13 protein-coding genes are annotated in these 14372 nt (G+C 65.0%); 10 read left to right on the top strand and 3 right to left on the bottom strand.

Going from position 1 to position 14372, the window contains the following annotated elements:
• Together HQ354_RS21920 and HQ354_RS21915 are read left to right on the top strand one after the other, a co-directional pair.
• Entirely contained in the window at positions 1-420 is a 420-nt protein-coding gene (locus HQ354_RS21920; RefSeq protein ID WP_068422154.1) for a DUF1801 domain-containing protein, read from the top strand.
• On the top strand, positions 417-1091 hold the full coding sequence (locus HQ354_RS21915) for a GPP34 family phosphoprotein (RefSeq protein WP_068422156.1): 675 nt from the start codon (positions 417-419) through the stop codon (positions 1089-1091). Before HQ354_RS21920 ends, HQ354_RS21915 begins: the two co-directional genes overlap by 4 nt.
• 80 nt (positions 1092-1171) lie before the next feature.
• Here the strand turns inward: HQ354_RS21915 and HQ354_RS21910 are convergent, their stop codons facing one another.
• On the bottom strand, positions 1172-3043 hold the full coding sequence (locus tag HQ354_RS21910) for a BCCT family transporter (protein WP_222635575.1): 1872 nt from the start codon (positions 3041-3043) through the stop codon (positions 1172-1174).
• A 182-nt stretch (positions 3044-3225) separates the two neighbouring features.
• Here HQ354_RS21910 and HQ354_RS21905 point away from each other — a divergent pair, with 182 nt between their 5' ends.
• The 3 genes from HQ354_RS21905 (at position 3226) to ligD (ending at position 7081) form a co-directional block, all read left to right on the top strand.
• Positions 3226-4101: a DMT family transporter gene (locus HQ354_RS21905; protein WP_068422159.1), complete on the top strand. Its 876-nt coding sequence runs from the start codon at positions 3226-3228 to the stop codon at positions 4099-4101.
• Between the two features lie 225 nt (positions 4102-4326).
• A complete protein-coding gene (groL, locus tag HQ354_RS21900) occupies positions 4327-5952 on the top strand; it encodes a chaperonin GroEL (RefSeq protein ID WP_068422162.1) in 1626 nt (541 codons plus the stop codon).
• A 181-nt stretch (positions 5953-6133) separates the two neighbouring features.
• Positions 6134-7081 (top strand): non-homologous end-joining DNA ligase, encoded by a 948-nt coding sequence (gene ligD / locus HQ354_RS21895; protein ID WP_167678518.1) that lies wholly within the window; start codon positions 6134-6136, stop codon positions 7079-7081.
• Positions 7082-7084: 3 nt separating this feature from the next.
• On the opposite strand, the gene HQ354_RS21890 is transcribed toward ligD, so the two are convergent.
• The gene (locus HQ354_RS21890; RefSeq protein WP_068422168.1) at positions 7085-7780 is read right to left on the bottom strand and encodes a FadR/GntR family transcriptional regulator; all 696 of its coding nucleotides are present in this window, start codon (positions 7778-7780) and stop codon (positions 7085-7087) included.
• 153 nt (positions 7781-7933) lie between these two features.
• On the opposite strand from HQ354_RS21890, the gene aspA reads away from it, so the two are divergent.
• The 4 genes from aspA (at position 7934) to HQ354_RS21870 (ending at position 12340) form a co-directional block, all read left to right on the top strand.
• A complete protein-coding gene (aspA, locus tag HQ354_RS21885; RefSeq protein WP_222635576.1) occupies positions 7934-9373 on the top strand; it encodes an aspartate ammonia-lyase in 1440 nt (479 codons plus the stop codon).
• A 5-nt stretch (positions 9374-9378) separates the two neighbouring features.
• On the top strand, positions 9379-10806 hold the full coding sequence (locus HQ354_RS21880) for an amino acid permease (protein WP_222635577.1): 1428 nt from the start codon (positions 9379-9381) through the stop codon (positions 10804-10806).
• Positions 10807-10810: 4 nt separating this feature from the next.
• Positions 10811-11671 carry an asparaginase gene (locus HQ354_RS21875; RefSeq protein ID WP_084423562.1) on the top strand — a complete coding sequence of 287 codons (861 nt, stop codon included), beginning with the start codon at positions 10811-10813 and terminating at the stop codon, positions 11669-11671.
• Between the two features lie 96 nt (positions 11672-11767).
• Positions 11768-12340: an isochorismatase family protein gene (locus tag HQ354_RS21870; protein ID WP_222635578.1), complete on the top strand. Its 573-nt coding sequence runs from the start codon at positions 11768-11770 to the stop codon at positions 12338-12340.
• Here the strand turns inward: HQ354_RS21870 and HQ354_RS21865 are convergent.
• Positions 12337-12921 carry a hypothetical protein gene (locus HQ354_RS21865; protein ID WP_068422308.1) on the bottom strand — a complete coding sequence of 195 codons (585 nt, stop codon included), beginning with the start codon at positions 12919-12921 and terminating at the stop codon, positions 12337-12339. The two genes, HQ354_RS21870 and HQ354_RS21865, sit on opposite strands and share 4 nt — an antisense overlap.
• A gap of 48 nt (positions 12922-12969) precedes the next feature.
• Here HQ354_RS21865 and HQ354_RS21860 point away from each other — a divergent pair, with 48 nt between their 5' ends.
• Positions 12970-14361, top strand: a complete 1392-nt coding sequence (locus HQ354_RS21860) for a glucose-6-phosphate dehydrogenase (NADP(+)) (protein ID WP_374107353.1) — start codon at positions 12970-12972, stop codon at positions 14359-14361.
• Positions 14362-14372 lie beyond the last annotated feature (11 nt).

Raw genomic sequence — 14372 nt, 5'->3', positions numbered from 1 at the left:
ATGGGCGAGAACAAGACCGCGGCGACGGACGTCGACGCGCTCGCATGGCTGCAGGCCGTCGAACATCCCGTGCGGCGTGCCGACGGCCTTGCGCTGCACGACATGATGTCTCGCGTCACCGGCGAGCCTGCTGTCATGTGGGGGCCGTCGATGGTCGGTTACGGCGAGTATCACTACACGTATGCCAGTGGGCGCGAGGGAGATTCGTTGGCCGTCGGTTTCTCGCCGCGAAAGACATCGCTCGCGCTGTACGGCCTCACGTACGCACCCAGGGCGAAGGCCATGCTGGAGCAGCTGGGCAAGCACAAGGCGGGCGCGGGGTGTCTGTACGTCAACAAGCTCGCCGACGTCGACACCGCCGTGCTGGAGAAGATGATCGAGGTGTCCTATCCCTACGTGATCGGTACTCTCGGGACATGACGCTCATCGCGGAGGACGTGTTCGTGCTTCTGGTCGACGATGTGTCCGGCAGACCGATCGTCGACAGCACCAAGTTCCCGAGGGTGCTCGCCGGTGCAGTGGTGCTCGAGCTCGCGATGAGCGGGGCGGTGCGTCTCACCGGCAAGGGCGAGCAGGTCAAGGATGGCCGGCTGGTCGTGTCCGGCCCGCCGCCGCAGGACGAATTGCTCGCCCGCGCACATGCGTTCGTGGGTACGCAGAAGAATCCACCGAAGCCGCAGAAGGTCATCGAGAAGCTGCAGCGAAACCTGAACAAGGAACTGGGATCTCGTCTCGCAGCGCAGGGTTCGGTCATCGAAGAACGCAAGAACGTTCTCGGACTGTTCCCGACGACCACCTGGCCCGCTCGGGATACGACGCACGAGAACCGGCTTCGTCAGTGGATCGGCAGCGCGATCGTCGACGGCACCACCCCGACCGCGCCGATTTCGGCATTGATCTCACTGTTGTCGGCCGTCGACGCGATACACAAGGTGCTACCGGGCGTGGACAAGAAGGCAGCGAAGAAACGCGCCAAGGAGATTGCCGAGGGTGACTGGGCCGGTGCGGCGGTCCGCAAAGCGGTGCAGGACGTCAACGCCGCGGTCATGACGGCGATCATCGTGCCCGCGGTCGTGGCGGGGTCGTCCTAGCTGTAGGCGAGCACGTCACCGTTCGCTCCGAACGACGAAGGGGCCCGGCTGATGCCGGGCCCCTTCGTGGGTTCGAGGACTTAGGAGTTCGACTGGGTCTGTCCCTCGTGCGATTCCGCGAATTCCGGGGTATCGAACACCTCACCACCGAGCGGGTCGACGAGACCGTCGTTGCCGGAGTACTCGACTGCGCCGGTCTCGGGGTGGACCTCCAGCGCTTCCGTCGGCACCTCGTGCACGGCAAGGACCATTGCGCCGTTCGTCGGTGTCGCGAGCCCCGCTGTCGACGGTACGAGACCCGAAAAGGTCGACGAGATGCCGCCTCCACGAGGTCGTTTCGCTGCCGCGCCGTTACCGGAGCCGTTGCCGTTCTCGGAGGCGGTGTTGGTCTGAGTCACACGCACGTAGCGCGGCGTCGTGGCGACGTCGTACCGGAATGCCTTGAGCAGCGACACACATGCGAGCACGAGGACCACCGAGAACGGAACCGCTGTCGCGATCGACATGGTCTGCAACGCGGTCAACGAACCTGCTCCGCCGATGAGAAGCAGCACCGCGGCGACGATGCCCTCGAGAACGGACCAGTACACGCGGGTCACCTTGGGTGTTTCGAGATCTCCTCCGGTGGACAGGATGTCGATCACCAGAGATCCGGAGTCCGAGGACGTGACGAAGAAGAAGACGATGACGAATATTGCCAAGACGCTCGTCACGATGCCGAGAGGCAGACCGCCGAGCAGCTGGAAGAGGGTCGTGTTGGTGTCGACTGCACCGTCGACGAGAAGGTCGCCGTCGTTGCGCTGACGCAGGATGCCTGCGTCTCCGAAGATCGTGAACCACAGCGAGCCGATGATCGTCGGTGCCAGGAGCACGCCGAACACGAACTCACGGATGGTGCGGCCTCGTGAGATACGTGCGATGAACATGCCGACGAACGGCGCCCAGCTCATCCACCAGCCCCAGTAGAAGATGGTCCATGCTCCTGCCCAACCGTCGTCGGCGAAAGGCGATGTGCGAAGCATCAGTTCGGGCAACGCCTGCGCGTACCCGCCGAGGTTCTGAACCCAGGACTTCATCAGGAACAGAGTCGGACCGAGGAGAAGGACGAAGAGCGCGAGGCCGGCAGCGAGACCCATGTTGATGTTCGACAGCCACTTGAGCCCCTTGGTCACGCCGGACACCACGGAGAACGTCGCGAGTCCCGTGACGACGACGATGAGCCCGACGACGAGCCAGTTGTCGGTCTCGACCCAGCCGAGGTAGTCGAGCCCGGCGGAGATCTGTTGAACGCCGAAGCCCAGAGACGTGGCGACGCCGAACAATGTGCCGACGATGGCGACGACGTCGATCGCATGACCGATGACGCCTTCGATTCGTTCGCGGCCGAGCAGAGGCTCGAGGAGCCACCGGATGGAGAGGGGACGACCTTTGCGATACGTCATGTACGCGAGTCCGAGACCGACCACGACGTAGATCGCCCACGCATGGAGACCCCAGTGGAAGAGCGTCAACTCCATGGCTTGATTGGCCGCCGCGTCGGTCGATCCGGCGATGCCACCGGCTTCGGGCGGAACCACGTAGTGCGACAACGGTTCTGCCACACCGTAGAAGACGAGGCCGATGCCCATTCCTGCGCTGAACAACATCGCGAACCACGACAGCACACCGAATTCGGGCTTCTCGTCGTCGCGGCCGAGGCGAATGTTGCCCACCCGACTCACTCCGCAGTACACCGCGAACACGACGAATCCGGTGGCGGCGAGGATGTACCACCAGCCGACGCCGTCCGTGATCGCCTTGTTGAGAGACTCGAACGCGCCCTCGGCGGTGCCGGCGAAGACGATGGTGAACGCGATCATCACGAAGATGATGACGGAAGCCGGGATGAAGACGGGTTTTCGAAGTCCGTTCCACGCTTCCGAGACGGCGTTGGGCTTCTTCGGGGAATTCAAGATTTCCGTCCTCACAATTTCGTATGCGAATCGTGGACGGCGGCCGATGCGAGGTCGCAACCATGCCGGGCCGACCACTCTCGGGTTCTCGTGCTTATCTCTAATTTGGGTCAAGTGCCGGTAAACACCATAACGGACCGATGGAATGCAGGCGAACAGCTCGCGCACTACTGTTTCGTAACGTGCCGCAAACACTTCTCGTGGTGGTCCTGGCGCTCGGTGCCGCCCTGTGCATCGCGATCGGAACGGTCGTTCGCCAACGCACTGCGGCTGAAGTTCCCCTCGAGGACGTCGGCGTACTCGGTCCTATCACGACGCTGGTGAAGCGGCCGGTCTGGTGGGTGGGAACGGTCGTCGGCATCGGCGGCTACGCGCTTCAAGCTGCCGCGCTCGGGCTTGGATCGTTGCTGTTGGTGCAGCCGCTGTTGGTTCTGTCCCTGCTCTTCGCGTTACCGCTCGGCGCCCGATTCTCCCATCGCGCGATCTCGGGTGCGGAATGGCTGTGGGCCGCGATCCTGACGGCGTCGGTCGCAATTCTCGTCGTCGTGGGCGACCCGAAGCCCGGCATCGAACGGGCCGAGGCGCGGCACTGGGTGGTGATCTGTCTCGTCGGCATTCCATTCGTGGCGTTGTGCGTGTTCGCCGCGCAGCGCAGTACGGGATCGCGTCGCGCCGTACTTCTCGGATCGGCAGGCGGCGCGCTGTTCGGTGTGGCGGCCGTGCTGACGAAAGGCGTCGTGCATCTCTTATCGCGTGGCGTGGTCCCGTTGCTGACGTCGATCGAGTTGTACGCGTTGATCGTCGTGGCCGTGTGCGCGATCTCGTTGCAGCAATCGGCGTTCCAAGCGGGGGCGCTGCAGGCATCGCTCCCGGCGACGACGGTCATGGAACCCGTCGTCGCGTCGGCGCTCGGGTTTCTGGTTCTCGGCGAATATCTCGACGCCGACCGCGACGTCGCCGTCGTGCTCGTCGTGGCGCTGTCGGCCATGATCGCCGCGACGGTAGCGCTCGCCAGGTCGTCGGCGCAGGGAGAGACGTCGGTTCCGGTCGGGCCGTAGCTGCGGTTCGCCCGCGTCGGCGACCTTGCACTCGCCATGGTCGAGTGCTAGAAATGGCTTTGGCACTCGCGCCTTGTGAGTGCCAGGTCGGGACGGTGAGGCTGGGAATCATCGACACCCCTGGTCGTCCGTCGCGGGCACCGAACTCGGCCGAGCAAGTGCAGATGGAGCGACTGGCACCCGGTCGCTCTGCGTGTCACCCCCAATCCGGAGGATCACTTCGCAATGGCCAAGATCATCGCGTTCGACGAAGAGGCACGCCGTGGCCTCGAGCGAGGCCTCAACGCCCTCGCCGATGCAGTAAAGGTGACGTTGGGCCCCAAGGGTCGCAACGTCGTGCTCGAGAAGAAGTGGGGAGCTCCCACGATCACCAACGATGGTGTCTCCATCGCCAAGGAGATCGAGCTCGAAGATCCCTACGAGAAGATCGGTGCCGAGCTCGTCAAGGAGGTCGCCAAGAAGACCGACGACGTCGCAGGTGACGGCACCACCACCGCTACCGTTCTCGCCCAGGCTCTGGTTCGCGAAGGTCTGCGCAACGTCGCAGCCGGCGCCAACCCGCTCGGCCTGAAGCGCGGCATCGAGAAGGCTGTCGCAGCCGTCACCGAGTCGCTGCTGTCCTCCGCCAAGGAGATCGACACCAAGGAGCAGATCGCTGCTACCGCTGGTATCTCCGCAGGCGACGCGTCCATCGGCGAGCTCATCGCCGAGGCCATGGACAAGGTCGGCAAGGAAGGCGTCATCACGGTCGAGGAGTCCAACACCTTCGGCCTGCAGCTCGAGCTCACCGAGGGCATGCGCTTCGACAAGGGCTACATCTCGGCGTACTTCGCCACCGATGCTGAGCGTCAGGAAGCCGTCCTCGAAGACGCGTACATCCTGCTCGTCAGCTCCAAGGTTTCCACGGTCAAGGACCTGCTGCCGCTGCTGGAGAAGGTCATCCAGTCCGGCAAGCCGCTGCTGATCGTCGCCGAGGACGTCGAGGGCGAAGCTCTCTCCACCCTCGTGGTCAACAAGATCCGCGGCACCTTCAAGTCCGTTGCCGTCAAGGCTCCCGGCTTCGGTGACCGCCGCAAGGCTCAGCTCGCCGACATCGCCATCCTCACGGGCGGCGAGGTCATCAGCGAAGAGGTCGGCCTCTCGCTGGAGACTGCAGGCCTCGAGCTCCTCGGCCAGGCACGCAAGGTCGTCGTCACCAAGGACGAGACCACCATCGTCGAAGGCGCGGGCGACTCCGACGCCATCGCCGGACGCGTCAGCCAGATCCGCGCCGAGATCGAGAACTCCGACTCCGACTACGACCGCGAGAAGCTGCAGGAGCGCCTGGCCAAGCTGGCCGGTGGCGTTGCAGTCATCAAGGCCGGAGCTGCGACCGAGGTCGAGCTCAAGGAGCGCAAGCACCGCATCGAAGACGCAGTGCGCAACGCGAAGGCAGCCGTCGAAGAGGGCATCGTCGCCGGTGGTGGCGTCGCACTGCTGCAGGCTTCGCCCGCAGTCGACTCGCTCAAGCTGGACGGCGACGAGGCAACCGGCGTGAACATCGTTCGCGTCGCCCTCGAAGCACCGCTGAAGCAGATCGCGTTCAACGCAGGCCTCGAGCCCGGCGTCGTCGCAGAGAAGGTCCGCAACCTCCCGTCCGGCCACGGCCTCAACGCCGCGACCAACGAGTACGAGGACCTGCTCGCTGCAGGCATCAACGACCCGGTCAAGGTCACCCGCTCGGCACTGCAGAACGCAGCGTCCATCGCGGCTCTGTTCCTGACGACCGAGGCCGTCGTCGCCGACAAGCCCGAGAAGGCCGGAGCGCCCGTCGGCGACCCGACCGGTGGCATGGGCGGCATGGACTTCTGAGTCCGTTCCCTCGCCGACAAGCCCGGTTCCTCTTCGGAGGGGCCGGGCTTTTTCGTGCCTGGGTGCTGGGTGCAGGCGCTGGGTGCTGGGTTGCGCAGGTTTCAGCGAATGCGCGGGTTTGCAACCTGCGCGTGGGCTGGAAGGTGCGCGAAACTCGGCCGAACGCACCTAGGCTCGCGGTATGGCATCGGACGCTATCGAACTCGAGGTGGGCGAGCGGACTGTCCGCGTCTCGAACCCCGACCGGGTGTACTTCCCGGAGAGCGGGGCGACGAAGCTCGATCTGGTCGAGTACTACCTGAGCGTCGGCGACGGAATCGTCCGCGCACTCCGAGAGCGGCCGTGCATGATGCACCGCTTCCCGAAGGGACTCGCCGGGGACAAGGTGCACCAGAAGCGGGTGCCGAACGGTGCGCCGCCGTGGCTCGAGACCGTGCGCGTGAAGTTCCCTCGCTACAACCGAACTGCCGACGAACTGTGCGTCACCGAACTAGCGCACGTCGCGTGGGCGGTTCAGATGTCGACCGTCGAGTTCCACCCGTGGAACAGCCGTCGAGCCGACGTGGAGAGCCCCGACGAGTGGCGCATCGACCTCGATCCCATGCCGGACTGCCCGTTCGACCGGGTTCGACGAGTCGCGGGCGTCGTGCACGAGGTGTTGGACGAGATCGGCGCCGTCGGATGGCCGAAAACCTCTGGGGGACATGGGCTGCACATCTACGTACGCATTCGGCCGGACTACGGATTCAAGGATGTGCGCAGGGCCGCACTGGCTTTCGCGCGGGAAGTCGAGCGTCGCGCTCCCGACGACGTGACGACGGTGTGGTGGCGTAAGGATCGTGACCCCGCAAAGCTTTTCGTGGACTACAACCAGAACGCACGCGATCACACGATCGCCAGCGCGTACTCGGTTCGGGGCAATCAGCAGGCGACGGTGTCGACGCCGATCGAGTGGGACGAGATTCCCGACGTCGATCCGCGCGAGTTCACGATCTTCACGGTTCCGAAGCGCTTCGAGAAGCTCGGGGACCTGCACGCGGGCATCGACGACGCGGTCTTCTCGCTCGACCCGTTGATCGAATGGGCGGAGCGTGACGAGCGGGAGGGGCTGTCGGAACCCGAAGACTGAGACCTAGGAGCCCAGCGATTGGACCGCTCCCCGAACGGCGTCGAGATGCGCGGCCATGGCGTCGGCTGCCTCCTGGTAGTTGCCGGAACGGATGCCGGCGACGATGGCGTCGTGCTCGATGTTGGACATCTCCCGCCGTCGGGCAACGAGGTTGAGAGTCTCGGACTGCCGGGTCAGCGCGCCGCGGATGTCGACGATGATGGCCTCGAAGACGCGGTTCTTCCCTGCGCGGGCGATGGCGGTGTGAAATTGGCCGTCTAGCGAGACCCAGGCCTGGTGGTTGTCCTCGCGCCGCATGCGGTCGGTCAGGTCGGTGAGGATCTGCAGGTCCTCGTCGGTACGCCTTTCGGCGGCCCAGCCCGCGGACGGAATCTCGACGTGCGGCCGAGCCTCCATGAGTTCCCGTGCTTCGTAGTTGCCGATGTCGAGGTCTCCGGTGACACGGTCGCGTACGACGAAAGTGCCTCTGCCCGTTTTGGTTTCGGTCAATCCGAGTGCGGTGCAGGATCGCAGCGCCTCACGGATGACCGACCGGCTGACGCCGTGGCGCGCGGCCAGTGCGGATTCGGCGGGGAGTTTGTCGCCGATCTCGAGTTGGCCCGACACGATGGCGTCGCGCAGATCTGCGAACACTGCTTCGGCGGCGCTCATCCTCGTTGCGGTCGGCTGACTGACCGCCCAGCTGTCCGACAGGCTCATGTCTGAATAGTCCCCTTCTCGCTGATCGGGAGTCAAACGGCGGGAGTGGAGCCTCCGGAATGACCATAGAACCTGGGTTGACGCGTTGCGTGGCTTGGTTCACACTCTAACCTGTCAGACAGCCGGACAGCCGGACAAACCAAGGAGCATGCAGTGGCGGTCACCCGTGTCGAGAAGGACCTTCTCGGCGAGCGCGAGATACCCGACGAGAGCTACTGGGGCATCCACACCCTGCGAGCGCTGGAGAACTTCGCGATCACCGGGCGCGCCATCAACACGAACGGCCACCTCATCCGGGGTCTCGCTGCCGTCAAATGGGCAGCGGCGGCCGCCAACGAAGAACTCGGCATCCTCGACGCCACTCGCGGCAATGCCATCCGTCAGGCGTGCCAGGAAATTCTCGACGGCAAGCTGCACGAGCAGTTCGTCGTCGACGTCATCCAGGGCGGCGCGGGCACGTCGACCAACATGAACGCCAACGAGGTGATCGCCAACCGCGCCCTCGAAATCCTCGGGTATGCCCGCGGCGACTACTCCCATCTGCACCCGAACGAGCACGTCAACGCCAGTCAGTCCACCAACGACGTCTATCCGACGGCCGTCAACATCGCGACCATCTACGCGGTCCACGAACTGATCGAGTCGCTGAATTTCCTGCGCGACGCGTTCCAGCGCAAGGCCGTCGAGTTCGCCACCGTCGTGAAGATGGGACGGACGCAGCTGCAGGACGCAGTACCGATGACGCTCGGCCAGGAGTTCGGCACCTACGCGATCATGATCGACGAGGACTGCTCGCGGCTGGAGGAAGCCGCGCTGCTCGTCGGCGAGATCAACCTCGGTGCGACGGCCATCGGAACCGGGCTGAACGCGCCCGTCGGATACACGGCGTCGGCCTGCGAGCATCTGCGACGCAAGACCGGGCTTCCGCTCGTCACGGCGACCGATCTGATCGAGGCGACGCAGGACGTCGGCCAGTTCGTGCACCTGTCCGGCGTGCTGAAGCGCGTCGCGGTGAAGCTGTCGAAGATCTGCAACGACCTGCGTCTGCTGTCGTCGGGTCCGCGCGCCGGGCTCAACGAGATCAATCTTCCTGCGATGCAAGCCGGTTCGTCGATCATGCCCGGCAAGGTGAACCCGGTGATCCCGGAGGTTCTCAATCAGGTCGCCTACGAGGTGATCGGTCACGACGTCACCATCACGATGGCCGCCGAGGCAGGACAGTTGCAGCTCAACGCATTCGAGCCGATCATCGTGAAGTCGTTGTCGGAGGGCATGGCCCACCTCGGTGCGGCGTGCCGCACCGTCGCCACGCGATGCGTCGACGGCATCACCGCCAACGCCGACCTGCTGCGTGACCGCGTCGAGAACTCCATCGGACTCGTGACCGCACTCAGCCCGTACCTCGGGTACGTCGAGTCGACGGCAATCGCCAAGGAAGCCCTGCTGACCGGGCGCAATGTCGTCGACCTCGTGCTCGAGAAGAAACTGCTCGCCCGCGACGAACTCGATCGCCTGCTCAGCCCCGAACATCTCGCCAACCTCCGCGTCGTGCCGACCGAGCACGCCGACGCCCCAGCAACCTCGACAAGGTAGGACCCATGACCGTCGACAACACGAGACCGATAGTCGAGGAAGATCTCGGTTATCGAAAGTCGCTGGCACCACGCCAGATTCAGATGATCGCGATCGGTGGCGCCATCGGCACCGGTCTGTTCATGGGCGCCGGTGGACGCCTGCACGATGCAGGCCCCGCGCTGGTCCTCGTGTACGCCCTGTGTGGATTCTTCGCGTTCCTGATCCTGCGGGCGCTCGGCGAACTCGTCATGCACAGGCCGTCGTCGGGCAGCTTCGTGTCGTACGCACGCGAATTCTTCGGTGAGAAGATGGCGTTCGCGGCCGGCTGGCTGTACTGGATGAACTGGGCGATGACAGCGGTCGTCGACGTCACCGCCGTCGCGCTGTACATGAACTTCTTCAAGAAGTACTGGGCACCGCTCGGACACGTCGATCAGTGGGTGTTCGCGCTGATCGGGCTGGTGCTCGTGCTCGGCTTGAACCTGGTGTCGGTCAAGGTGTTCGGTGAGCTCGAATTCTGGTTCGCACTGGTCAAAGTCATTGCCCTGGTGACGTTCTTGGCCGTCGGTGTGTACTACGTGCTGTTCGGAACGCCGATCGACGGGCAGTCACCCGGCCTGAGCGTCATCACCGACAACGGTGGATTGATTCCCAACGGGTTGCTTCCTGCGATCGTCGTCATCCAGGGTGTCGTGTTCGCGTACGCGTCGATCGAATTGGTCGGAACCGCAGCAGGTGAGACGGCCGAGCCGGAGAAGGTCATCCCGAAGGCCATCAACACGGTCATCGTGCGCATTCTCGTGTTCTACGTCGGATCGGTTCTGTTGCTGTCGCTTCTGTTGCCCTACACCGCATATCACGCGGGGGAGAGTCCCTTCGTCACGTTCTTCGGTGCGATCGACGTGCAGGGTGCCGACGCGATCATGAACCTCGTCGTCCTCACGGCGGCGCTGTCCTCGCTGAACGCCGGACTGTATTCGACGGGCCGCATTCTGCATTCGATGGCGGTCGCCGGGTCGGCGCCGAAGTTCGCCGCACGAATGAACAAGGCAGGTGTGCCGTACGGCGGCATCGCGTTGACGGCACTCGTCGCGCTCGCCGGCGTCGGACTGAACGCGGCCGTGCCTGCGCAGGCGTTCGAGATCGTCTTGAACTTGGCTGCTCTCGGTATCATCAGCGCGTGGGGTGTCATCGTCATGTGCCAGCTGAAACTGTGGTGGCTCGCGCGCCGCGGGACTCTGGAGCGGCCGAAGTTCCGCATGTTCGGTGCGCCCTACACGGGCATCGCAACACTGGGCTTCCTGCTCGCCGTGCTGATTCTGATGGCGTTCGACAAGCCGGTGGGCACGTGGACCATCGCGTCCATCCTGTTCATCGCACCTCTTTTCGTTGCCGGCTGGTTCCTGTGCCGCAATCGGATTCGCACACTTGCAGAAGATCGAGAGGTATGACCGCTTGTCTTACATCGCCCTCCTGACCACGGGTGGCACGATCGCCAGCAGCCGTGACGAGAACGGCGTCAGCCGCCCCGGCGCAGCGCGGTTCGACCTCGCCGCCGAGGTGAAGGTCGTCGACCTGATGTCCAAGGACAGCTCGAGTTTCGACTTCGCGGACATGGACCGCATCGTCGACGCGGTTGCCGAGGCGCTGGAGGACACGGAGTGCGACGGCGTCGTCGTTCTGCACGGCACGGACACCATGGAGGAGAGCTCGCTTCTCGTTGATCTGTTCCACGACGACCCTCGCCCGGTCGTGTTCACCGGGGCTCAGCGTACATCCGATCATTCCGACCCCGACGGGCCGGCGAATGTCGATGCAGCTGTGCGTGCTGTGACGGATTCGGCGAACCGAGGCCGTGGGGTTCTCGTGGTGTTCGGCGGACGCACGCTGCCTGCGCGGGGGTTGTGGAAGTGCCACACGTCCGAGCTCGACGCGTTCGCCAGTTCGGCCGAACCCCGAACCGTGCTGCCGCGCAGTGCGATTGCCGGCGTCCGCGTCGACATCGTCGCGCTCTACCCGGGTGTCGACGCGGTGGCGATCGACGCGTACCGCGCCGCGGGCACCCAGGGCATCGTGCTGCAGGCACTCGGCTCGGGGAACACGAATGCGGATGTGGTCGCGGCGGTGAAAGCCTGTACGGCCGAGGGTGTTCCGGTCGTCGTGACCACGCGCGTGCCCGTCGGCGAGATCGAGCCGAGCTACGGCGGCGGGGGAGGCGGGGCAGACCTCGTCGACGCGGGTGCCGTGTTCTCGCCGGTGCTCCGGGCCGGTCAGGCGCGGGTACTGCTGGCGGCGCAGATCGCTACCCGGGTATAACGCTCCCTGATTCCAGGAAATATGCGGGATCCCGCGGATTTCGTGGAGTTGGGGAGCACCATGCACCCCTCTCCGTCCGCGGGGATACTGGACACCATGACTCGAGCTTTGTTGATCGTCGACGTTCAGAACGATTTCACCGAGGGCAGCGCGCTCGGTGTCGACGGCGGTGCGCACGTCGCCCGAAAGGTGAGCACGCTCCTCGCCCGGGAAGGCGACGAGTACGACGTCATCGTGGCTTCGCGCGACTGGCACGACGCCGACAGCGACAACGGGGGACACTTCGCGACGGACGAGGCCCCGAACTTCACGACGACTTGGCCGGTGCACTGTGTCGCGGGTACGGAAGGCGCCGAGTACCACCCCGATCTGTCCACGGGGTCGGTGGACTTTCACGTGTTCAAGGGGCAGGGGAAGCCGTCGTATTCCGCGTTCGAGGGTGTGGCCGAGAACGGTACGTCGCTGACGGACATTCTGAAGCAGAACGAGGTCTCCGACATCGACGTCGTGGGCATCGCGACGGACTACTGCGTGCGGGCGTCGGCGCTCGACGCGATCGAGGCGGGGCTGTCGGTGCGCGTGCTGACCGAGTACGTGGCGGGGGTGGCCGCCCAGTCCTCGAAGGCCTCTTTGGAGGAATTGGCCGCGGCAGGGGTGGAACTCGCCTAGGAGTCGATCGTCGTCGTGATGGTGGTGACGGACGGCGAGGTGGGTGTGCTGCCGAAGCCGAAGGTGACGGGAGGATCGACGGGCGTCAGTGCGCCCAGGTCCTCTCCGTCCCACGACGCGGATGCCGCGGTGATGCGGTGTTGATCGCGGGCACCGTAGTACTCGCGTCGACCGTTGCCTGCGCTGCCGCGGGTACGCACACCACGCAGAACGACGCGGGCGATCGGGTCGGTCAGGGCGCAGAACCACGGTGCCGTCGACACCGTCGACGGGATCACGCGCAACAATCGTCCGAGGGGCGTGACGCCACCGACAACCACGCGCAGCGTCAAGGGCCCGGCCGTGATCTCCGGTCCGAACGTCACCGGCGTGATGAGTGTGTCGTCGAACGTGTAGGTGGACGTGACGAATTCGCGCACGGCGTCCGACGGTGCCAGGAGAAGTCTGCGGCCGTCGGGAAACTCGACCATGATGTCCGTGAACTCTCCCAGTGGCGAATCCGTCCAGTGGCCGACGACGATCCGCACACCGGATTCGGTACCTACCCCGTAGATTTCCCCGTGAAACCGTGATCTTTCCATCGGCCCGACTGTAACCACGTTTTCGCCGACGGGTGCATGATGGACCACATGGCGTCTGTGCAACCCACGATCTTCGTCCTGTTCGGTGCGACCGGTGACCTTGCCAAGCGGATGGTGCTGCCGTCGTTCTACGAGCTGCATGCCGGGGGCCTGCTTCCCGAGAAATGGGTGCTGATCGGCAACGGCCGGCACGACACGTCCGACGAGGAGTTCCGCGACCACGTGCACGACGCGTTGGACGAGTTCGGGTCCGGCACCGATCACTGGGATGCGTTCTCCGAACGAATTCGGTTCGCAGGCAAAGGATTCACCGTCGACGATCCGGGCGCGCTGCCCGACGTGATCGAGGCCGCCCGCAAGGACGTCGGCGACGACGCCCAGCTGGTGCATTACATCGCCCTGCCCCCGACCACGTTCGAGGACTACACGAAGGCGCTCGGCGCGCACGGCCTGGCCGAGGGCGCGCGCGTCGTCTACGAGAAGCCGTTCGGGACGTCGCAGAAGAATTTCGAGGAGCTCGACAAGGTCGTCCACGGCGTGCTCGACGAGAAGCAGGTCTACCGGATCGACCACTTCCTCGGTAAGGAAGCGACGCAGAATCTGCACGTTCTGCGGTTCGCGAACGGCATGGTCGACGGCATCTGGAATTCCCGGCATGTCGAGCAGGTGCAGATCGACGTCCCCGAGACGCTGAACATCGACGATCGCGCCGAGTTCTACGACGAGACCGGCGCCGTGCTGGACATGCTGGTGACGCATCTGTTCCAGGTCGCAGCGGAGGTCGCGATAGAGCCGCCCGCGTCGATGAGTGCCGAGGATCTTCAATCGGCGCGCGAGAGCGTGATCGGGTCGTTCCGGCCGATCGACACCTCGGAGGTCGTCCTCGGCCAGTACGACGGCTATCGCGACGTCGAGGGCGTCGCGGACGATTCCACCGTCGACACGTTCGTCGCGGCCAAGCTGTGGGTCGACACCGATCGCTGGCGCGGCGTGCCGTTCCTGCTCCGCACCGGAAAGATGTTGGGTGTCAGTGCACAACGTGTGTCGCTGGTGTTCCGTAAGCCCCCGAACAGCCCGCTGACCGGGATCCCCGACGACGGCACCGTCCTGTCGTTCGACCTGTCCGGCAACGGAGCGATCGACATGTCGATGACGGTGAAGGAACCGGGCCCGGACTTCGACCTGTCGGTCGGGCATCTGTCGTTGCCGCTCAAATGCGTTCCCGACGCGGAACCACTGTCGCCGTACTCGCGTCTCATCCTGGACGTGCTGAACGGCGACCGGTCGTTGTTCACCCGTCCCGACGGTCTCGCGCAGGTCTGGAAGGTCGCGGCGCCGCTGCTGGACAACCCGCCGCGCGTCGAGAACTACGCTCCCGGGACGATGGGCCCCGACAGCGCGGACGACCTGGCGTCGCCGTGTGGGTGGCTGGTGCGCTGACGCACCCGTAC

Source organism: Rhodococcus sp. BP-261, from assembly GCF_019835205.1.
GTDB lineage: Bacteria > Actinomycetota > Actinomycetes > Mycobacteriales > Mycobacteriaceae > Rhodococcoides > Rhodococcoides kyotonensis_B.
Note: the sequence above shows the minus strand (reverse complement) of the source record. Positions and strands in the feature narration are given on the sequence as shown.

Coding starts and splice junctions, on each gene's coding strand:
- HQ354_RS21920 (WP_068422154.1), top strand. CDS start 1: ATGGGCGAGAACAAGACCGCGGCGACGGACGTCGACGCGCTCGCATGG.
- HQ354_RS21915 (WP_068422156.1), top strand. CDS start 417: ATGACGCTCATCGCGGAGGACGTGTTCGTGCTTCTGGTCGACGATGTG.
- groL (WP_068422162.1), top strand. CDS start 4,327: ATGGCCAAGATCATCGCGTTCGACGAAGAGGCACGCCGTGGCCTCGAG.
- ligD (WP_167678518.1), top strand. CDS start 6,134: ATGGCATCGGACGCTATCGAACTCGAGGTGGGCGAGCGGACTGTCCGC.
- HQ354_RS21890 (WP_068422168.1), bottom strand. CDS start 7,780: ATGAGCCTGTCGGACAGCTGGGCGGTCAGTCAGCCGACCGCAACGAGG.
- HQ354_RS21880 (WP_222635577.1), top strand. CDS start 9,379: ATGACCGTCGACAACACGAGACCGATAGTCGAGGAAGATCTCGGTTAT.
- HQ354_RS21870 (WP_222635578.1), top strand. CDS start 11,768: ATGACTCGAGCTTTGTTGATCGTCGACGTTCAGAACGATTTCACCGAG.
- HQ354_RS21865 (WP_068422308.1), bottom strand. CDS start 12,921: ATGGAAAGATCACGGTTTCACGGGGAAATCTACGGGGTAGGTACCGAA.
- HQ354_RS21860 (WP_374107353.1), top strand. CDS start 12,970: ATGGCGTCTGTGCAACCCACGATCTTCGTCCTGTTCGGTGCGACCGGT.